This window comes from Pseudomonas sp. P42 (assembly GCF_017973755.1).
GTDB classification, from domain to species: domain Bacteria; phylum Pseudomonadota; class Gammaproteobacteria; order Pseudomonadales; family Pseudomonadaceae; genus Aquipseudomonas; species Aquipseudomonas iridis.
In genome coordinates this window covers 144,946-165,340 of the sequence record NZ_JACOPU010000008.1, presented here as the reverse complement: position 1 = coordinate 165,340, position 20,395 = coordinate 144,946, and the positions used below count along the sequence as shown (strand labels likewise).

Genomic DNA, 20,395 nt, shown 5'->3' with positions numbered 1-20,395 from the left:
ATGATCTCCAAGCCCGAACACGCCCGCCTGCTGCGGCTGGCCACCCGCGCCTCGGTGGCCGTGGCCTGCACGCTGATCGTCGCCAAAGCCATCGCCTGGTGGCTGAGCGGTTCGGTGAGCATGCTCGCCGGCCTCACCGACTCGGCGCTGGACGGCGTCACGTCGTTGCTCAATCTGCTGGCAGTGCACTACGCGTTACGTCCGGCGGACGACGATCACCGCTATGGCCACGGCAAGGCGGAGTCGCTGGCCGGAATGGCGCAGGCGCTGTTCATTGGTGGCAGTGCGGTGTTGATCGCATTTCAGGCGTATGAGCGGCTGAACAATCCGCAGCCGCTGGGCGCGCCCTGGCTGAGCATCGGCGTGATCGTGTTTTCCCTGCTGCTGACGCTGGCGCTGCTGGTGTTGCAGCATCGGGTGATCAAGGCGACCGGCTCCAACGCCGTGCGCGCCGATTCGCTGCATTACCGCTCGGACATGCTGCTAAACGGCAGCATTCTGATTGCGCTGGTGCTGGCCGGGTTTGGTTTTGAGCAACTGGATGCGTGGTTCGGTCTGGGGATTGCTGTCTACATCCTGTGGAGCGCGGTGCAGATCGCCCGAGAAAGTTTCTCAGTGTTGATGGACGAGGAACTGCCGACGGACGTCAGCCAGCACATGCTCGAACTGGCGTGCAGTGTGCCGGGGGTGCTGGGCGCGCATGACTTGCGCACGCGGATCTCGGGCAACCACTGGTTCGTGCAGTTGCATCTGGAACTGCCGGGGGAGCTGACGTTGTCCGTCGCGCACGGCATCAGCGATCAGGCCGCCGATGCCATTCACAAAGCCTACCCGCGAGCCGAAGTGCTGGTGCACGCAGACCCGATCAAAGCAGCTACAAACCGCTAGCTTCAAGCTTGTAGCTCGAAACTTGCAGCGCGTAGCGGCTTCTATCTGACCTTATAACCGCGACTGCTCAGGCAATTGCCCTGGGCCTGACGGTAGGCCTGGACCACCTCGGGCGCCGGTTGATACGTCGCGGTGCGCGGATCGAAACCGCTTTGCTGCACCGCGTACTGATAACACTGGTATCCGTCCTGCTGCACCTGCTGCGGCGACTGTCCATTGGCCGGATAGGCCTCGACGTCGTAGCCCTGGGATTGCGGCTGTTGCTGCTGCAAGGGCGGCGCGACAACGATGTAATCCTGCGTGTCTTGCTGATACGCGTAGTACGAGCCGGCAGCCAGGAACAGCAGCGACCCACCGACCCACACTTCACGGGCGTAATCCGGCAAGTACTGCGTACGAATCCCGCGCGGAGGTTGCACGACGATGTAGCGCGGACCTTGCGGGCGATACCAGTAGCCGCCGGAATAGAAGTAGTCCTGACCGCGATACGGCACGCGATAGTCACGATCGGGGAAGCGATCGATCACATGCCCCGGGCGATATTGCGGACCGGGCCCCCAACCAGTGCCGTGACCGTCCGGACGTCCCGGCCAGTGGTTGTCGTTGGGCCGATTGCCGGTCTGCCAATGCTGATTGTTGTAGCCGTTTTGCGGACGCTCATCGCGGTAGTAACCCTGACGCGGTTCCTGGGTCTGGCGCACGGCGTCGGGGCGCGGCTGGATCGGCAGGCTGTTGGCCGGTAGCTGCGGCGGTGGAGGGGGCTGGCGCACCGGGTTGGGGTTGTAGGCCGGGCGGTTCTGGTTCTGGCCGTTGTTCTGCTGACCGTTGTGCTCGAACTGGCGGCTGTTGTCGCCACGAATGATTTCGTTATTGTGCGGGCGCTGCTGATTGTCGCCGCCATGGCCCTGATTATTGCCCTGATGTTCCGGCCCGCGACCGCCGCCGTCGGGGCCACGATTTTGCGGCTCATCGGCCAGTGCCTGCGCACCGACACTCATACACAGCAAACCAACACCGGCCAACTGCCAGATGCGCGACTTCATGAAATTCCTCACTGCGGCTCAGAGACCTTGATTGGAGTGGCCTGTAGCTAAGACCGGGGAAACACACACCGGGTTCTGCAACAGGTTATCAGTCACGCAACTTATTTATTGAGCGGCGCAGCAGTAAATCGCGCACAAGAAAAAAGGGAGACCCGTCGGCCTCCCTTTAGAGAACTTCGTCCTGGCTCGACGCTTTTGACGTCGGCTCACCTCACGCCGTCTTGTGGACAGTGCGTAGCTCGGGGGCCGGCCCAACCCCGGTGGGGGTGGCGGCCGCGGCAGGCCTGATTGGGCGGGCCGCGTGGACTGTGTTACCGAGCAGTGATTCTGGTGATAAGGATAAGCCTGAGGCCGCGACACAGGATTGCGAAGATTGCTCAAATAAACATCACTTGCGCAATTTTTCACCCTGGATAGATAATCCTCCGCAATAGTTACAACCAAGGACAGATTGATGAGCAAACTCGACCGTTACGACCTGAGCATTTTGGCGGAATTGCAACGCGACGCCCGCATCTCCAACCAGGAGTTGGCCGAGCGCATCGGTCTGTCACCCTCCCCTTGCTCGCGCCGGGTCAAACAGCTGGAAGACGACGGCTATATCTCGCGTCAGGTGGCGCTACTGGACCGCAAGATGCTCGGCCTGAGCCTGACGGCTTACGTGCTGATCGGCATGGACCGGCACACGCCAGAGCGTTTCGAGAATTTCGAAGCGGCGATTCGCACGTTGCCGCAGGTGCTGGAGTGCAGCCTGGTGACGGGGGTGGATGCTGATTACCAGTTGAAAGTGGTGGTACCGGACATGGATCACTATCAGAAGCTGTTGCTCGGTCACCTCACCCGCATCGACGGCGTAACAAGCGTTCGCTCAAGCTTTGTGCTGAATCAGGTATTGAACAGTACCGAGTTGCCGCTGACTCATTTGCGTAGCTGAAATCTCTCCCTGCAGGAGCGGTGACTGAAGAGGTGTGGCACACCGACGCAGGTCAATACTTCACCAATCGCCCATGGCGTATAATCGCCGCCGCCCTTTACCCCCCGCCCAGCGCCGGAGATGTTCGATGGATCCTGCACTACTCGAAGAGTGGATGATGACCGGTCTGGTCAGCATCCTGATCATTTTTATGGGTTTCATCGTCTGGGATCTGGCGAAGAAGTCCAAGGCCGGTCGCTTCGGCTCGCTCATTCTGTTCTTCGTGCTGGGCCTGGGTGTGGCCGCGTTCATCATCAAGAGCGTGGTGATCGGCCTGATCGAATCCGGCGCTCTATAAGCGCGCCGGCACCTCCGCCCACTGGCCCTGATCGAGACCGTCGATCGTCCAGTCACCAATACTGACCCGCACCAACCGCAGCGTCGGCAGCCCGACCGCGGCAGTCATGCGCCGTACCTGACGGTTGCGTCCCTCGCGAATCACCAGTTCCAGCCAACTCGTCGGCACGCTTTTGCGAAAACGCACGGGCGGGTTACGTGGCCACAGCTCAGGCTCATCGAGTTGGCGCGCCTCGGCGGGCAAGGTCATGCCGTCATTCAACTCGACGCCATCACGCAGACGCTGCAACTGCTCGTCCGTCGGCTCGCCTTCGACCTGCACCCAATAGGTTTTCGCCAGCTTGTGTTTCGGGTCTGCGATCCGCGCTTGCAACTGGCCATCGTTAGTCAGCAGCAGCAAACCTTCGCTGTCTCGGTCCAGACGCCCGGCCGGGTAGATGCCCGGCACGTCGATGTAATCCTTGAGCGTCGCCCGCCCTTCACCGTCGCTGAATTGCGTCAGCACATCGAACGGTTTGTTGAACAGGATCAGCTTCGGCTCGGCCGGCGGCGCCTTGGCGACACGGCGAGGGGCAGAAGACGGAGGCTTCGCGCCGGGACGGCGGGAAGGTGGAAGCGGAGGACGGGACATGGGCAAAACAACATCTGGCGATCTGGGCTGACAATGCTAGTGCCCGGATCGCCAAATGACCACGACTAACCGTTAACGGAACGGCGGTTCGTCGAAGCTGCGCAGTTTGCGCGAGTGCAGCGAGTTGAGTTCGGTGCGCAGCAGATCAACCGCTTCGATGCCGATCTTCAAGTGCTGGCTGACCGCGCGTTCGTAGAAGGCGTTGGCCGAACCCGGCAGCTTGATTTCACTGTGCAGCGGTTTGTCCGAAACGCACAGCAACGTGCCATACGGTACCCGCAAGCGATAACCCTGCGCGGCAATCGTGCCGCTTTCCATGTCTACCGCCACGGCGCGGGACAGGTTGATCAACGGTCGCTCCTGGGCCCAGCGCAGTTCCCAGTTACGGTCGTCGTAGGTCAGCACGGTGCCGGTGCGCAGGCGTTTTTTCAGATCATCGCCCTTCTCGCCCGTGATATTGGCTGCCGCTTGTTGCAGCGCCATTTGCACTTCGGCCAGTGCCGGGATCGGAATGTTGGGCGGCACGACGCGATCGAGAATACCGTCGCGACGCATGTAGGCGTGGGCCAGCACGTAATCGCCGATGGTCTGCGACTGACGCAGACCGCCGCAGTGACCGATCATCAGCCAGCAATGCGGACGCAGTACCGCCAAATGGTCGGTGATGTTCTTGGCGTTGGACGGGCCGACACCGATATTGACCAAGGTCACGCCGTGGCCATCGCTGGCGATCAGGTGATAGGCCGGCATCTGGTAGCGGTGCCAGACCACACCGGCAGCAATCGCCGAGGCTTCGCCGTGATCCATGCTCTTTTCGATGATCACGTTGCCCGGCAGCACCATACGCACGAAACGCGGATCGCTGCGCAATTGCTCCAGACCATGGACGATGAACTGGTCGACGTAACGGTGATAGTTGGTCAGCAGGATCCACGGCTGCACATGACGCCAGTCGCTGCCGGTGTAATGCACCAGTCGGCGCAGCGAGAAATCCACACGCGCCGCATCAAACAGCGCCAATGGCAGCGGATCGGTATTTTCCCAATCGTAGAGACCGTCGGCGATGCCATCGGTGGCGGCAGACAAATCGGTACTCGGGAACACGCGCGCCAGCACCGCTGCCGTCACGCCGGAGCCGGCCAGTTCGTCGCCCTGTTCGACCACGTATGGATACGGAATGTTTTGCTGGCTGACGCCGACTTCCACGGTCACGGTGAAATCATGCATCAGCGGCACAAGTTGTTCGAGCAGGTATTTGCGAAAGGCCGCCGGGTGGGTGACGGTGACGCTGTAGGTGCCCGGCAGTTGCACCTTGGCGTAGGCGCGGGTGGTCTGCGGGACTTCGCCCTGGCAGTGATAGGTCAAACGCAGTTCGGGATAACGAAACTGAGCACGCTGCTCGGCGTCGGGCTCGACGCGATCCTTGAGGTACCGCTTGAGCGCCGAGTTCAGCGCAGAAGTGGCCCGCTCATGCAGCTCGGCCAGACGATCCACGGCTTGTTCGGCGGTTTGAACGACAATAAACGCTTCGGTCACGATCAGCTTCCTGTGTTCTGACTTGCAGAGCTTCATCTTGCCTGCATCGTGCCGTGACGGGAACAGTGGCGTTGTGGCTACACCTAAATCTTTCAGACAACCCGAATCCCTGTGGGAGCTGGCTTGCCAGCGATGAGGTCGTCACATTCAACATCGATGTCGAGTGACAGAACGCCATCGCTGGCAAGCCAGCTCCCACAGGGTTTTGTTGTGTTGTGGAGATTGGGGTCAGAAACCTTGCGGGGTCGAGCGGGCGACGATGGCTTCGACGTCCAGTCCACGCGGCAGCGCACCGTAGACTCGTCCGCCCCCACTCAGACGACTGGCAATAAATGCATCACTGACCGCCGAATTCCCAGCCTCCAGCAACAGTTTGGCCTGTAGCCCCAGCGCAATATCCTCAGTCAACTGCCGCGCCCGGTATTGAATGTCGCTCGTATCCTTGAACTGCGCCTGCAACTGCTGAATATGTGCGGCCAGACGTTTATCGCCATGGCCATCACCCAGTTCGCTGAACAACACATCCAGCACGCCCGGCTCTTTCGACAAGGCACGCAACACGTCGAGACACTGGACGTTGCCCGAGCCTTCCCAGGTCGAGTTGACCGGCGCCTCGCGGTACAGTCGCGGCAGGATGCTGTCTTCGACATAACCCGCACCGCCCATGCATTCGGCGGCTTCGTTGATCATGGCCGGCGCGCGTTTGCAGATCCAGTATTTGCCCACCGCCGTCACCAACCGGGCGAATTGCGCTTCGTGGCGATCATCCAGATGATCGAGCGCCTTGCCCATGCGCAGGCTCAGGGCCAGTGCGGCCTCGCTTTCAAGCGCCAGATCGGCCAGCACGTTCTGCATCAAAGGTTGTTCGCTCAGCAGTTTGCCGCCGACCTTGCGGTGCGCGCAGTGATGGCTGGCCTGGGTCAGCGCCTGACGCATCAGCGCGCTGGAACCGACCATGCAATCGAAACGGGTCATGGCCACCATCTCGATGATGGTCGGCACGCCGCGCCCCTCTTCACCGACCATCCACGCCAGCGCCCCGCGAAATTCCACCTCGCTGGAGGCGTTGGACTGATTGCCGAGTTTGTTTTTCAGGCGCTGGATGTAGAACTGATTGCGCGTGTCATCGGGACGATGGCGCGGCAGCAGAAAACAGGTCAGGCCTTTGTCGGTCTGCGCCAGCGTGAGGAACGCATCGCACATCGGCGCCGAGCAGAACCACTTGTGCCCGACCAGTTCATAGGCCTCGCCCGGCCCGCTGGCACCGACCGGATAGGCTTTGGTGGTATTGGCGCGCACGTCGGTGCCGCCCTGTTTCTCGGTCATCGCCATGCCGATGGTGACCCCGGCCTTGTGCGCCATGCCGACATTGCGCGGATCGTATTCGGTGGCGAGGATTTTCGGCAGCCATTGCTCGGCCAGGTTCGGCTGCAAACGCAGGGCCGGAACGCTGGCGAACGTCATGGTCAACGGGCAGCCACTGCCGGCCTCGGCCTGGCTGTGCAGGTAACTCATGGAGGCCCGGGCAACGTGGGCGCCGTCCTGCGGGTGCGCCCATGGCAAGGACGTCAGGCCATGTTCGATGGCCGTACGCATCAGCTCGTGATAAGCGGGATGGAATTCCACCAGATCGATGCGATGACCGTAGCGGTCATGGCTGGCGAATACCGGTTTGTTCTGATTGGCGAGGAACCCGGCTTCCATCAGCGGCCCGCCAGCGAGAGCACCGTAGGCATCAATTCGCGATTCGGCCCAACCGGCGCCAAACCGGCGCGACCACTCCTGCAACGGCAGATCAATGCGGTACAGGTTGCTGCCGTCCAGCGACGGCGGCTGGTTGGTGACTTCGTGGGTTTCGGCGAACTGATGCAGGTTCATGACGGGTTCCTTCTTCAGCGAGAAGGTCAGTTAAGCACCGCCCCCACGCCGAACAAAGTGTCATATCCGCCGTTTTTGCGGCGCTTTTACCCTATCAGCAGCAGAGCACGCGCCGCTCCAGCGCTGCCTGCAAATCTTCGAATTTCACCGGTTTGTTCAGGTAATCGATCACCGCGCCAGGGCTGCACATCTCGCGGTCGGCACTCAGCGCCAACATGAACACCGGCAGATGCGCGCAACCCGGCAGAGTGTGGATCTGGCAGCACAATGCCGCGCCGTCCTGGGCAGGCGACTGGCAATCGATCAGTACCGCGTCGAAGCTCTCGCGCTGCAGGTAATCGAGCGCTGCCGCACTATTATCGGCGGCGCGCACGCGGAAACCGAGTTTGAGCAGCATGCCGCGCATCACCAACTGGTTGACGCTGTTGTTATCGACCAACAACACCGTGCAGTCTTGTGGGGCGCGTATGCAATCGCGGGCAGGCGCCGCTGTTGGCGCAGGTTCGACCACCGGCAATTCGAACTCGACGTCCAGCTGGAAACGGCTGCCGCGACCGGGTTCGGAACGATGGGTGAGCTTGCCGCCGAGCAATTCCACCAACTGTCGGCAAATCGCCAGACCCACGCCCAAGCCGCCGTACTCACGGGTCATCGACCCGTCGAGCTGGAAGAAGCGTTGATACATCGTCGCCTCGCCCAGATCAGTGAAGCCGATACCGGTGTCGATCACCGCAAACGACAGCGCCATACGATTGTCCGTCGTCGGTTTGCCGCTAACACGTAGCGCCAGACCGCCCACGCGGGTGAACTTGATCGCGTTATCCAGCAAGCATTCCAGGCATTGCGCCAGTTTCGTGCTGTCGCCATTCAGGCGATCCGGCAGGGTCGGCAGCACGTCGACTTTGAAGTCGAGCGACTTGCTCGCCGCATTACTTTCAAATTGCACGCGTAATGCCTCGACCACGCCGCGCAGGCTGAAGCTGCCCGGTGTCGCCTTGAGCTTGCCGGCCTGCAATTCGGTGAGGGTGAGGATGCCGTTGACCATGCGCATCATGTCCCGGGCGGAACCGGCAGCGGTTTGCTGGTATTGCTCAAGTTCCGGGTCGAGGTCGACGGTCTGCATCAGTTCCAGCGAGCCGATCACACCGTTCATCGGCGTGCGCAGTTCGTGGGTCAGGGTCGCGAGGAATTCATCCTTGAGCTTGTTGCTGCGGGCCAGTTGCTGGTTGAGCACTTCAAGTTTCTGGCTGGCATCGAACAGCGTCTGCGCCTGTTGCTCGCGCATCGCGTTGATGCGATCGGCCAATGCCAGCGACAGCAGCGCCACTTCGATGGCCGAGCCGATCTGGCTGGCGTACATGGTCAGGAACACGTTCGGCAGCAAGCCCAGCACCATCAGCGTGTTGATCACGCCACCGAGCAGAAACGCCGACCAGGCGATGATGAAGTAGCGCGCCACCCGCAGGCCGCGGCACCAGGCCAGAATCCCGGCGGCGAAAATCACCACAGTGAAGGTCAGCGCCAACGTTGTTGCCAGGCGCAGGGCCAAGGCGTAACTGGCCATCAACGACAGACCAACCACCAGCGCGCCGAAGGCGATCAAGGCGATCAGCAAGCGGTCAAGCCAGCGGCTGTGCGTCCGGGTTTGCAAAAAGCTGCGGGCGAACTGGCTGCCGAACAGCCCCGCACAACCGATGAAGAACGGGGTGGCGGCGTTGGCCCACCACGGATTGTTCGGCCAGAAATACTCGACCGCCGCGCCATTCACCGACAGCTGATAGAGCCCGAACGAGGCAATGTAGAAGATGTAATAGAGGTAACTGGTGTCTCGCACGCTCAGGTAGATGAACAGGTTGTAGACCACCATCCCCAGCAGCACGCCATAAATGATGCCCAGCACGTACAGGCGCACCGGCTGGTCTTCGAGATACGCAGTGCTCGACCACAACGTCACCGGCGCCTGGATCGAACCTTCGCTGGCGAGTCGCAGGTACACGGTTTGCTGTTGACCCGGCGCGAACGTCAGATCGAACAGATAGTTGTTCTGGCGGATCTCACGACTGGCGAACGGCAAGGCATCGCCGGTTTGCCGGATCAAATGAAAGTCGCCATGGGCGTCGGGCAGATACAGGTCGAGATGGTCGAGCGGCGGATACGCCAACTCCAACAGCCAGGTGCGCTGGGCGCCAGGATTGCTCGGGCGGTAATGCAGGTCGATCTTCAGCCAGAATGCCGAGCGTGAGTACCCGGCATTGAGCGTCGCTTTGTCGTGGGCTTTGAAATTGCCGGCAGCAGCCTGCGCGCGGACATCTGCAATGCTCGCCTGACCGCTCGGGTCTTCGAACACTTGCAGTGACCGGCCCAGAGGGAGGCTCTGGGTGAATTCGTCGAATTCGACGGCGCTCGCCATGAGGGGCAAGCAGAACAGCAACATCAGCAGATAGCGCATTGAAGCCCCAGCGTGGCTCGTCCGGTTGTGTCAGGAAGCCCCCCATTCCTTGTGAGTAGACGTAAAACCGGTGTTACCTGTTATTGGTTTGGATCCAGACTAGCATAGCCGTTGATGGCCATTGAGCACCATCGGAATTTTTCCTACAAAGGCTCTAGAACGGGCGTTCCAGAGCAAAGCAGCGAACTAGAGCTGTTTGATTGGTCAGGTAGATCAAAAGATCCTCCAACGACTCGGGCCGCGATCGGACGATCTTTTGATCTTGCTGCGCCAGCCACACCCGAAAATCAGCTTTGGTGGTAAGCTCGCGCACCATGAATATCTACAGCTCCCGCCCCGTTGTCCTCTGTCTCTCCGGCCACGACCCCAGTGGTGGCGCCGGCTTGCAGGCAGATATCGAAGCCCTGCTCGCGCAGGGTTGCCATGCGGCTCCGGCCGTCACCGCCCTGACCGTGCAAGACACCGTCAACGTCACTGACTTTCGCGTCCTCGACCGTGAGTGGGTATTGGCCCAGGCCAATGCCGTACTCAACGACTCCGAAGTCGCTGCGGTCAAACTGGGCATGCTCGGTTCGCTGGAAATGGTCGACACCGTTGTCGAACTGTTGTCGGCGCACCCGCACTTGCCGGTGGTCTGTGACCCGGTACTGCGCGCCGGCGGCGGTGGACGTCTGGGCAAGGACGAAGTCGGCTATGCGATGCGCGAACGTCTGCTGCCACTGTCGATCATCGCGACCCCCAACCTTCCCGAAGCGCGCATCCTTGCCGAACTGCCCGAAGGCAGCGCGGACGAGTGCGCTGAAAAACTTCTGCCGTTCGTCAAGAACCTGCTGATTACCGGTGGCCACGGCGACGAAACTGAAATCCACAATCGCCTGTACAGCCGCGACGGTCTGCGTGAAACCTTTTACTGCCAGCGCTTGCCGGGCAGTTATCACGGTTCCGGCTGCACCCTCGCCAGTGCCTTGGCCGGTCGCCTGGCGCAAGGTGAAAACCTCGCCAGCGCCGTGCGCAGTGCACTGGATTACACCTGGCGCACCCTGCGCGATGCCGAACAGCTGGGCAAAGGCCAGTTTGTCCCGCGTCGCCTGCCGCTGGATTTCTGCTCGTAACGTCGTGAGGTCTGCCTGATGAAACTACGTGGCCTGTACGCCATTACCGACTGCCAGTTGCTGGCCGGCAAGTTCCTGTCGTACGTGGAGGCGGCGCTGGAAGGCGGCGTCACTCTGCTGCAATACCGCGACAAGAGCAGCGACGAGGCCCGCCGTCTGCGCGAGGCCGAGGCGTTGCGCGATCTGTGCGAACGCTACAAGACGCAGCTGATCATCAACGACGATGCCGAACTGGCCGCGCGCCTGAACGTCGGTGTACACCTGGGCCAGACCGACGGCCCGCTGTCACCGACCCGCGCCCTGCTCGGCTCGAAAGCGATCATCGGCTCGACTTGCCACGCGCAAATCGAACTGGCCCAACAGGCGGCCAAGGAAGGCGCGAGTTACGTCGCCTTCGGTCGTTTCTTCAATTCCAACACAAAACCCGGTGCACCGACCTGCAGCCTTGATCTGCTCGACGAAGCCAAACGTGCGCTGCATCTGCCGATCTGCGCGATTGGTGGCATCACCCTCGACAACGCTGCGCCGCTGGTGGCCCACGGCGTCGACTTGCTTGCTGTGGTCCACGGTTTGTTTGGTGCCGACAGCACCGCCGAAGTGACCCGCCGCGCCCGCGCATTCAATGAATTGTTCAAATCCTGATTTTTGAGAGCCCGATCATGTCTCGTTCCGAAACCCTGTTTGCCAATGCCCAGAAACACATTCCCGGTGGCGTGAACTCGCCGGTTCGCGCGTTCAAGAGCGTGGGTGGCACGCCGCTGTTCTTCAAACACGCCGAAGGCGCCTACGTCACTGACGAGGACGACAAGCGTTATGTCGATTACGTTGGCTCGTGGGGCCCGATGATTCTTGGCCACAGCCACCCGGACGTGCTGGACGCGGTGCGCAATCAACTGCAGCACGGCTTGTCGTACGGCGCGCCGACCGCGATGGAAACCGAGATGGCCGACCTGGTCTGCTCGCTGGTGCCGTCGATGGACATGGTGCGCATGGTCAGCTCCGGCACCGAAGCGACCATGAGTGCGATCCGTCTGGCCCGTGGCTACACCGGCCGCGACAGCATCATCAAATTCGAAGGCTGCTACCACGGTCACTCCGACAGCCTGCTGGTCAAGGCCGGTTCCGGCGCACTGACCCAAGGCGTTCCGAGCTCGGCGGGTGTACCGGCAGCGTTCGCCAAACACACGCTGACCCTGCCGTTCAACGACATCGACGCCGTGGAAAAAATGCTCGCCGAAGTCGGTGAAGAAGTCGCCTGCATCATCGTTGAGCCAGTGGCCGGCAACATGAACTGCGTGCCGCCAGCGCCGGGCTTCCTCGAAGGTCTGCGCTCGCTGTGTGACAAACACGGCGTTGTGCTGATTTTCGACGAAGTGATGACCGGTTTCCGTGTGGCCCTCGGTGGTGCGCAGGCTTACTACGGCGTGAAACCAGACCTGACCACCTTCGGCAAAATCATCGGTGGCGGCATGCCCGTCGGCTGTTTCGGCGGCAAGCGTGAAATCATGGAACGCATCGCGCCACTGGGCCCGGTGTATCAGGCCGGTACGCTGTCGGGTAACCCGCTGGCCATGGCTGCCGGTTTGACCACTCTGCGCTTGATCAGCCGTCCGGGTTTCCACGACGAACTGACCGATTACACCACGCGCCTGCTCGACGGCCTGCAACAACGCGCTGACGCAGCGGGTATTCCGTTCGTGACCACTCAGGCCGGCGGCATGTTCGGCCTGTACTTCAGCGGTGCCGACGACATCGTCACCTTTGAAGACGTGATGGCCAGTGACGCTGCCCTGTTTGGTCGCTTCTTCCACCTGATGCTGGAAGGCGGCGTGTACCTGGCGCCGAGTGCATTCGAAGCCGGTTTCACCTCTATCGCCCACGGCGAAGCCGAGTTGAAGTTGACTCTGGATGCAGCCGAGCGCGCCTTCGCCAAACTGAAATAATCGCCGAACCGCTGACGTTGGCCATTGCCAGCGTCAGCTTTCACCTACACCCGAGCTGTTTTTCCGACGCCTCTGCTAAATATCCGCCTGAAGTGGGCGATATATTCCCCGCGCAGCAGAAAAACGAGTAAAGACTTTGTAAGGATGGCCCTGCTTATTTCATAATGCGCGCTTATTGGATCCCTCGATGGGTCCGCGTGCCCTTCAGAGGTAAGTCGATTCCCATGAACCGCACCGGCCGCACCCTTGCCTTGGGCTGCCTGTTGCTCCTTCAGCCCCTGCTCGCGCATGCACAAGCAGGCGGCAACTCGTTGTTGATCCCGGCGATGGGTCGTTGCACCCTCAATACTCAGCCGCAAGACGTCACGCAGGCACTGGCCGCCTGCCAAAAGGCAGCGGATGAAGGGGATGCGCAAGCGCAATACGAGTTGGGTGAGTTCTACTACGACGGCAAGAATGCGCCGCGCGACCTCAATCAAGCCCTGAGCTATTTCGAAAAGGCCTCGCTGCAAGGCCATGCCCAGGCGCAATTCAAGCTCGGCACCATGTTCTTCCACGGCGAAGGCGTGCAGGCCAACAACATTCAGGCGTACATCGTGCTGAAGATGGCCGCGGTCAACGGCGCCGAAGAGGCGCTGGACACTGCCGACGAAGTCTCTGAAAAAATGTCCCGCGAAGACCTCGAAACCGCCACACAGGTGCTCGGGCAAATTTTCCGTAAATACCTGATGGAACTGCAGAGCGCCGATGGGCGTACGCCGTTTTCGCCTCTTCCCTGATTTCTGAGCCGATCTTGCGGGCCCCATCGCGAGCAGGCTCGCTCCCACAAGTGGTCTTCGGAACACTGGAGATTAAATGTGGGAGCGAGCCTGCTCGCGAATGGGGCGACGCGGTCTTGAAACTTACTTCTCAGGCATCGGCATCGGAAACGGCATCACATTGCCGACCGTGCCACGGGCTTCGCTGATTTTCGGTGTACCCAGACGCTCAACCTCGTCGATACGCACGATCGAATGCATCGGCACAAAGCTGCGCACCACGCCTTCGAATTGCGCCTTGAGCTTTTCTTCGCTCGGATCGACGACCATCTGCGTGCGCTCGCCAAAGACGAACTCTTCCACTTCCAGGAAGCCCCACAGATCACTTTGATAGATCTGCTTGGCGTACATTTCGAACACCTGGCCCTGGTTGAGGAAAATCACCTTGTAGATTGGAGCTTCGCGTTTGGTCATGGCGGGCGGATAACATCGGGGATAAAAATGAGGGCGCGAACTATAGCATAGCCACCGGACGCACAACGGTAGGAACATGGAGACATGTTCCCTATAATGCGCGGTTCTTTGAATCACGTGACGATCCTAATCCATGGCCAAGAAGCTTTACATCGAAACCCACGGTTGCCAGATGAACGAGTACGACAGCTCGCGCATGGTCGATCTGCTGGGTGAACATCAGGCCCTGGAAGTCACTGCTCGCGCCGAAGATGCCGACGTGATTCTGCTCAATACCTGCTCGATCCGCGAACGCGCCCAGGACCGGGTGTATTCGCAACTGGGCCGCTGGCGCGAACTGAAACTGGCCAACCCGGACATGGTGATCGCCGTCGGCGGTTGCGTGGCCAGCCAGGAAGGAGCGGCGATCCGTGATCGCGCACCCTACGTCGACGTGGTGTTCGGCCCGCAGACCCTGCACCGCCTGCCGGAAATGATCGACGCCGCACGCATCACCAAATTGCCGCAAGTCGACGTCTCGTTCCCGGAAATCGAAAAATTCGACCACTTGCCCGAGCCGCGCATTGACGGCCCGAGTGCTTACGTGTCGGTGATGGAAGGTTGCAGCAAGTACTGCACGTTCTGCGTGGTGCCTTATACCCGCGGTGAAGAAGTCAGCCGCCCCTTCGACGACGTGCTCGCCGAGATCATTCATCTGGCCGAAAACGGCGTACGTGAAGTGACTTTGCTGGGTCAGAACGTCAACGGCTATCGCGGCGCAACCCATGACGGTCGTCTGGCCGACCTGGCGGAATTGATCCGCGTGGTCGCCGCCGTCGATGGCATCGACCGCATTCGCTACACCACCTCGCATCCGCTGGAGTTCTCCGACAGCCTGATCCAGGCCCACGCCGAAGTACCGGAACTGGTGAAGCACCTGCACTTGCCAGTGCAATCGGGCTCCGACCGGATTCTGGCGGCGATGAAGCGCAACCACACTGCACTGGAGTACAAATCCAAGTTGCGCAAACTGCGCGCGGCGGTGCCGGGGATTTGCATCAGCTCGGACTTCATCGTCGGCTTCCCGGGTGAAACCGAGAAAGACTTCGAACAGACCATGAAGCTGATCGAAGACGTCGGTTTCGATTTTTCCTACTCGTTCGTTTACAGCCAACGCCCGGGCACACCGGCTGCCGATCTGGCCGATGACACGCCTGAAGCGCTCAAGAAAGAACGCCTGAACGCGCTTCAGCACCGCCTGAATCAGCAAGGTTTCGAGATCAGCCGACAAATGGTCGGCTCGACCCAGCGAATTCTGGTGACCGATTACTCGAAGAAAGACCCGGGCGAACTGCAAGGGCGCACCGAGAATAATCGTATCGTCAACTTCCGCTGCGACAATCCAACCCTGATCGGGCAGTTCGCAGATGTGCACATCGATGCGGCGCAACCGCACTCGCTGCGCGGCTCGTTGATCCAGTAACAAATATCAGGAACACAGAGAATCCTGTGGGAGCTGGCTTGCCAGCGATAAGGCCATCAGCCCCGACAAATATGTCGCCTGTTGCACCGCTATCGCTGGCAAGCCAGCTCCCACAGTGGACTGCACTGTTACTGAGATTGCGTTCATCAATTTAAGAGCTTTCGCACCCAGGCCACTGGCGTTATCCTTGATTTCATCTTAATTGCCCCAGGGCGGCTAAATACGACCTTGAACGCTCCCATAGAACCACATCGTTTTATTCTCGAGCCCTTTGAGGCTCATCGCTTCGCCAATTTGTGCGGGCAATTCGACGAGCATTTGCGCTTGATCGAACAGCGCCTGAGCATCGAGATCCGCAACCGCGGAAACCAGTTCGAGCTGATCGGCGACTCCAAGCACACCACGTCTGCGGAAAATCTGATTCGCCGCCTGTACCGCGAAACCAAGGGTACGGAGTTGTCGCCAGATATGGTTCACCTGTTTCTGCAGGAATCAGCCGTCGTCGAGCTGGACAACCACGCTCCCGCCGAAGCCTCCGTCGCCCTGCGCACCAAAAAAGGCATGATTCGCCCTCGCGGCTTGAATCAGTTGCGCTACGTAAAGGAAATACTCGGTAACGACATCAACTTCGGCATAGGCCCGGCCGGTACCGGCAAGACCTATCTGGCCGTCGCCTGCGCGGTCGATGCACTGGAGCGCGAGCAGATCCGGCGCATCCTGCTGGTGCGCCCGGCGGTTGAGGCGGGTGAAAAGCTCGGTTTCCTGCCCGGCGATCTGTCGCAGAAGATCGACCCGTACCTGCGCCCGCTCTATGACGCACTCTACGAAATGCTCGGCTTCGAATACGTGGCCAAGCTGATCGAACGTCAGGTGATCGAAGTCGCGCCGCTGGCCTATATGCGCGGTCGTACGCTGAACAACAGCTTCATCATTCTCGACGAAAGCCAGAACACCACCGTCGAACAGATGAAGATGTTCCTGACGCGTATCGGCTTCGGCTCTACCGCGGTTATCACGGGGGACATCACCCAGGTCGACCTGCCGAAAGGCACCAAGTCGGGCCTGCACCACGTGATCGAAGTGCTCAAAGACGTGCCGGGTATCAGCTTCACGCACTTCATGCCCAAGGACGTTGTGCGCCACCCGCTGGTTCAACGCATCGTCGAAGCCTACGAGCGCTTCGAAAATCGCGTGACTGATGAACCTGCGAAGGACACTCGCCGCGATGCTTGAGCTTGACCTGCAAATAGCGACCGAAGCGTCCGCTCCCAGTGAAACCGAGTTCCGCCAATGGTGCGAACTGGCCCTGCGCCAGCGCACCGCTGACTCGGAAATGACCATTCGTCTGGTCGATGAGGAAGAAGGCCGTGAGCTCAATCACACCTGGCGCCAGAAAGATTACGCGACCAACGTCCTGTCGTTCCCGGCTGACGTGCCCGACGAGTTTCTCGATATCCCGCTGCTCGGCGATCTGGTGATCTGCGTGACCGTGGTTGAGCGCGAAGCCGCCGAACAAGGCAAGGAACTAAAGGCACACTGGGCACATCTGGTCATTCACGGCTGCTTGCATCTGCTTGGTTACGACCATATAGATGACGAAGAAGCCGAAGAAATGGAAGCACTGGAACGCGAGTTGCTTGCTGAACTGGGCTATCCCGATCCGTACGCGGACGACGAAACCGAACCATCCCCAATCGTTACAACAAAGGATTCAGAGTAATCGCTATGAGCGAAGATCGATCGAGCAACGGGCAGAAGTCATGGCTGGGTAAACTGACCCAGGCTTTTGCCCACGAGCCGAAGAACCGCCAGGAGCTCCTTGAGCTGCTGCGCGATGCACATCAGAACAAACTGCTGGACAGCGAAGCGCTGGCCATCGTCGAAGGCGCCATTCAGGTGGCTGACCTGCAAGTACGCGACATCATGGTGCCGCGTTCGCAGATGGTCAGCATCAAGGCGACCCAGACACCGCGTGAATTCCTGCCGGCCGTGGTCGATTCCGCCCACTCGCGCTATCCGGTCATCGGCGAAAGCCATGACGACGTGATGGGTGTGCTGCTGGCCAAGGATCTGCTGCCGCTGATCCTCAAGGAAAACGGCGACAGCTTCAACATCAAGGACCTGCTGCGCCCGGCCACGTTCGTGCCGGAATCCAAGCGTCTGAATGTGTTGCTGCGTGAGTTCCGCGCCAACCACAACCACATGGCCATCGTCATTGATGAATATGGCGGCGTGGCAGGTCTGGTGACCATCGAAGACGTGCTGGAACAGATCGTCGGCGATATCGAGGATGAGCACGACGTCGAAGAAGACAGCTACATCAAGCCGCTGCCCAGCGGTGACTTCCTGATCAAGGCACTGACGCCGATCGAGAACTTCAACGAGTTCTTCGACAGCGAGTTTTCCGACGACGAGTTCGACACCGTCGGCGGCCTGGTGATGAGCGCGTTCGGGCACTTGCCAAAACGCAACGAAACCACTGAAATCGGCGCTTATCGTTTCCGCATCCTGAACGCCGACAGCCGTCGGATTCACTTGCTGCGACTGACGCCCATCGCTCGTTAAATCTAAGGACTGAAATGCGCTGGACAACCCGCCCCGGCTGGCCCGGTAACCTGCTGGCCGTGGCGGCCGGTGCAATCACCACGTTCGCTCTGGCACCCTTCGATATCTGGCCGCTGGCTTTGCTGGCGGTCGGTTTGTTCTATGCCGGCCTGCGTGAGCTAAGCCCCCGTCAGGCACTGGGCCGTGGCTGGTGCTTCGGTTTCGGCCTGTTCGGCGCCGGTACCAGTTGGATCTATTACAGCATTCATCACTTCGGCGGCGCTTCGGTGCTGCTGGCCGGATTCCTGATGCTGTTGTTTACCGCGGCGATTGCCTTTTTCTTCGCCCTGCCCGCCTGGCTCTGGGCGCGCTGGCTGCGCCGTAACGAGGCACCGCTGGCCGATGCTTTGGCATTCGCCGCGCTGTGGGTCGGCCAGGAAGCCTTTCGCGGCTGGTTCCTCACTGGCTTCCCATGGCTTTATTCCGGTTACAGCCAGCTCGACGGCCCATTGGCCGGTCTCGCGCCGGTCGGCGGGATGTGGCTGGTGTCGTTCGTTCTGGCGTTGACGGCTGCGTTGATCTACAACGCGCCGCGTCTGCTGCAAACCGGTCGCAAGGCTTTTGTTACGGTTGGCCTGCTGTTGCTGGTCGGGCCATGGGTGGCGGGGATTGCACTCAAGGGCCACGCCTGGACCAGCCCTTCAGGCGAGCCGCTGACCGTTGCTGCCATTCAGGGCAATGTCGAACAAAGCATGAAGTGGGACCCGGCGCAGCTCAACGCGCAACTGGCGCTGTACCGCGATCTGAGTTTCCGCTCCAAACCAGTGGACCTGCTGATCTGGCCGGAAACGGCGGTGCCGGTACTCAAGGAGTCCGCCGAGGGCTACCTGAGCATGATGGGTAACTTCGCCGCCGAACGTAAATCGGCGCTGATCACCGGCGTACCGATCCGCGAAACGGTGCACCACGAAAGACGCTTCTACAATGGCATCACTGTGGTGGGCGAAGGCGATGGCACTTACCTGAAGCAGAAACTGGTGCCGTTCGGTGAGTACGTGCCGTTGCAGGATGTGCTGCGCGGACTGATCGCATTCTTCGACCTGCCGATGTCGGACTTCGCCCGCGGTCCCGCCGATCAGCCGATGCTGCAGGCCAAGGGTTATCAGATCGCGCCGTTCATCTGCTACGAAGTGGTGTATCCGGAGTTCGCCGCCAGCCTGTCGGCGCGCAGCGACCTGCTGCTGACGATCAGCAACGACACGTGGTTCGGCACCTCGATCGGCCCGCTGCAACATTTGCAGATGGCGCAGATGCGCGCGCTGGAAGCCGGACGCTGGATGATCCGCGCCACCAACAATGGCGTGACCGGCCTGATCAACCCGTTCGGGCAGATCACCGAGCAAATTCCGCAGTTCGAACAAGGCATTTTGTATGGCGAAGTGGTGCCAATGCACAACCTGACGCCGTACCTGCAATGGCGTTCGTGGCCGCTGATCGTCCTGTGTCTGGGACTGTTCGGTTGGGCGTTGATGGCTAGCCGGATGTCCAAGACCCTGTAAAGCAAAAGATCGCAGCCTGCGGCAACGCCTACATGACTTTCTCTGTAGGAGGTGCCGCAGGCGGCGATCTTTTGATCTTCAACGATAGAAAAGCGAATACCCCACCTGCCCCACCGCTTCATTCAGCAACTGTCCGCTCTGCCAGATCGATTTGAACTCCGGCAGCCAGCCACCAAACGGCCGAGCGTTGTCTGTCCCCAGGAAGCCCACTGGCGCGGGCACCACTTCAAACCCTGCCGCCTGAAAACTCCACACCGATCGCGGCATGTGCCACGCCTGCGTCACCACGACTACCCGCTTGATCCCCTGCGGCAACAGCATATCGGCGCTGAATCTGGCGTTTTCCCAGGTGGTGCGGCTCTCCCCTTCCTGCCAACGCACGGTCACGCCGAAATCGTCCAGCAATGAATCGGCCATCAACTTCGCCTCGGTCGGAGGCGTACCGTAGTGCAAGCCGCCACTGGTCAAAATCGGCAGTCCCGAGGCTTTCGCCAATCGCGCCGCATAACGCTGACGCTCAAGTCCCACACCGGTCGGTTGATCGTCGCCCCAGGCCAGATCACCCCGCTCACGCCCGGACCCCAGCACCACAATCGCATCGGCACGCTGCGCCAATGTCGCCCACTCTTCGCGGGCCAGTGGCGGCTCTCGCTCGAGGGCTTTTGCACCCCATTGCACCACCACCGGCAGGCTCATCAGCCAGAATCCGCCAAAACCGAGGGCAAAACACAATCCAGCCAGTCGCGGCCGTGAGCGGCGCAGCCACCACGCGGCCAGCAACAGCAGCAAAAGAATGCCGGGCGGCAATAGAAGTTGTTTGATGAAATAACGTAAAGGCATCGGGCATC

The 20,395-nt window shown here is 60.5% G+C and carries 19 protein-coding genes; 12 read left to right on the top strand and 7 right to left on the bottom strand.

The features are described from left to right. A complete protein-coding gene (locus H8B20_RS24885) occupies positions 1 to 888 on the top strand; it encodes a cation diffusion facilitator family transporter (protein ID WP_115146511.1) in 888 nt (295 codons plus the stop codon). Positions 889 to 929: 41 nt separating this feature from the next. Here H8B20_RS24885 and H8B20_RS24880 read toward each other — a convergent pair whose 3' ends face one another. Continuing rightward, positions 930 to 1,931, bottom strand: a complete 1,002-nt coding sequence (locus tag H8B20_RS24880; protein WP_210624892.1) for a DUF6515 family protein — start codon at positions 1,929 to 1,931, stop codon at positions 930 to 932. Positions 1,932 to 2,385: 454 nt separating this feature from the next. Between H8B20_RS24880 and H8B20_RS24875 the strand changes: the two genes are divergently transcribed. Further along, positions 2,386 to 2,865, top strand: coding sequence for an Lrp/AsnC family transcriptional regulator (locus H8B20_RS24875; RefSeq protein WP_042561225.1), 480 nt, complete (start codon positions 2,386 to 2,388; stop codon positions 2,863 to 2,865). Between the two features lie 127 nt (positions 2,866 to 2,992). Beyond that, on the top strand, positions 2,993 to 3,202 hold the full coding sequence (locus H8B20_RS24870; RefSeq protein ID WP_042561226.1) for a DUF2788 domain-containing protein: 210 nt from the start codon (positions 2,993 to 2,995) through the stop codon (positions 3,200 to 3,202). Here the strand turns inward: H8B20_RS24870 and H8B20_RS24865 are convergent. The 4 genes from H8B20_RS24865 to H8B20_RS24850 form a co-directional block, all read right to left on the bottom strand. Continuing rightward, positions 3,197 to 3,832, bottom strand: a complete 636-nt coding sequence (locus tag H8B20_RS24865) for a pseudouridine synthase (protein WP_228732763.1) — start codon at positions 3,830 to 3,832, stop codon at positions 3,197 to 3,199. The genes H8B20_RS24870 and H8B20_RS24865 overlap by 6 nt on opposite strands. Before the next feature lie 72 nt (positions 3,833 to 3,904). Then, positions 3,905 to 5,404 carry an AMP nucleosidase gene (gene amn / locus H8B20_RS24860; protein WP_162184593.1) on the bottom strand — a complete coding sequence of 500 codons (1,500 nt, stop codon included), beginning with the start codon at positions 5,402 to 5,404 and terminating at the stop codon, positions 3,905 to 3,907. A gap of 192 nt (positions 5,405 to 5,596) precedes the next feature. Next, on the bottom strand, positions 5,597 to 7,246 hold the full coding sequence (locus H8B20_RS24855) for an acyl-CoA dehydrogenase family protein (RefSeq protein WP_210624891.1): 1,650 nt from the start codon (positions 7,244 to 7,246) through the stop codon (positions 5,597 to 5,599). Between the two features lie 94 nt (positions 7,247 to 7,340). Then, entirely contained in the window at positions 7,341 to 9,695 is a 2,355-nt protein-coding gene (locus tag H8B20_RS24850) for a hybrid sensor histidine kinase/response regulator (protein ID WP_210624890.1), read from the bottom strand. A 314-nt stretch (positions 9,696 to 10,009) separates the two neighbouring features. Between H8B20_RS24850 and H8B20_RS24845 the strand changes: the two genes are divergently transcribed. The 4 genes from H8B20_RS24845 (at position 10,010) to H8B20_RS24830 (ending at position 13,529) form a co-directional block, all read left to right on the top strand. Then, positions 10,010 to 10,807, top strand: coding sequence for a hydroxymethylpyrimidine/phosphomethylpyrimidine kinase (locus H8B20_RS24845; RefSeq protein WP_042561230.1), 798 nt, complete (start codon positions 10,010 to 10,012; stop codon positions 10,805 to 10,807). An 18-nt stretch (positions 10,808 to 10,825) separates the two neighbouring features. Next, positions 10,826 to 11,449 carry a thiamine phosphate synthase gene (gene thiE / locus H8B20_RS24840; protein WP_210624889.1) on the top strand — a complete coding sequence of 208 codons (624 nt, stop codon included), beginning with the start codon at positions 10,826 to 10,828 and terminating at the stop codon, positions 11,447 to 11,449. A 17-nt stretch (positions 11,450 to 11,466) separates the two neighbouring features. Then, positions 11,467 to 12,750, top strand: a complete 1,284-nt coding sequence (gene hemL / locus H8B20_RS24835) for a glutamate-1-semialdehyde 2,1-aminomutase (protein ID WP_150595254.1) — start codon at positions 11,467 to 11,469, stop codon at positions 12,748 to 12,750. A 224-nt stretch (positions 12,751 to 12,974) separates the two neighbouring features. Beyond that, a complete protein-coding gene (locus H8B20_RS24830) occupies positions 12,975 to 13,529 on the top strand; it encodes a tetratricopeptide repeat protein (RefSeq protein WP_042561233.1) in 555 nt (184 codons plus the stop codon). Between the two features lie 123 nt (positions 13,530 to 13,652). On the opposite strand, the gene H8B20_RS24825 is transcribed toward H8B20_RS24830, so the two are convergent. After that, positions 13,653 to 13,982, bottom strand: a complete 330-nt coding sequence (locus H8B20_RS24825) for a DUF1820 family protein (RefSeq protein WP_042561234.1) — start codon at positions 13,980 to 13,982, stop codon at positions 13,653 to 13,655. Positions 13,983 to 14,115: 133 nt separating this feature from the next. Between H8B20_RS24825 and miaB the strand changes: the two genes are divergently transcribed. The 5 genes from miaB to lnt all read left to right on the top strand — a co-directional run bounded on the left by miaB (position 14,116) and on the right by lnt (position 19,547). Next, a complete protein-coding gene (gene miaB, locus H8B20_RS24820; RefSeq protein ID WP_047303584.1) occupies positions 14,116 to 15,444 on the top strand; it encodes a tRNA (N6-isopentenyl adenosine(37)-C2)-methylthiotransferase MiaB in 1,329 nt (442 codons plus the stop codon). A 228-nt stretch (positions 15,445 to 15,672) separates the two neighbouring features. Beyond that, entirely contained in the window at positions 15,673 to 16,677 is a 1,005-nt protein-coding gene (locus H8B20_RS24815; RefSeq protein WP_042561236.1) for a PhoH family protein, read from the top strand. Next, a complete protein-coding gene (gene ybeY / locus H8B20_RS24810; RefSeq protein ID WP_210624888.1) occupies positions 16,670 to 17,164 on the top strand; it encodes an rRNA maturation RNase YbeY in 495 nt (164 codons plus the stop codon). The genes H8B20_RS24815 and ybeY overlap by 8 nt, the downstream gene beginning before the upstream one ends. A 5-nt stretch (positions 17,165 to 17,169) precedes the next feature. Beyond that, complete coding sequence (locus tag H8B20_RS24805; RefSeq protein ID WP_024014438.1) at positions 17,170 to 18,009, top strand: HlyC/CorC family transporter; 840 nt, start codon at positions 17,170 to 17,172, stop codon at positions 18,007 to 18,009. A 14-nt stretch (positions 18,010 to 18,023) separates the two neighbouring features. Continuing rightward, positions 18,024 to 19,547: an apolipoprotein N-acyltransferase gene (gene lnt, locus H8B20_RS24800; protein WP_210624887.1), complete on the top strand. Its 1,524-nt coding sequence runs from the start codon at positions 18,024 to 18,026 to the stop codon at positions 19,545 to 19,547. 78 nt (positions 19,548 to 19,625) lie between these two features. Here lnt and H8B20_RS24795 read toward each other — a convergent pair whose 3' ends face one another. Beyond that, on the bottom strand, positions 19,626 to 20,387 hold the full coding sequence (locus tag H8B20_RS24795) for a YdcF family protein (RefSeq protein WP_042561239.1): 762 nt from the start codon (positions 20,385 to 20,387) through the stop codon (positions 19,626 to 19,628). Positions 20,388 to 20,395 lie beyond the last annotated feature (8 nt).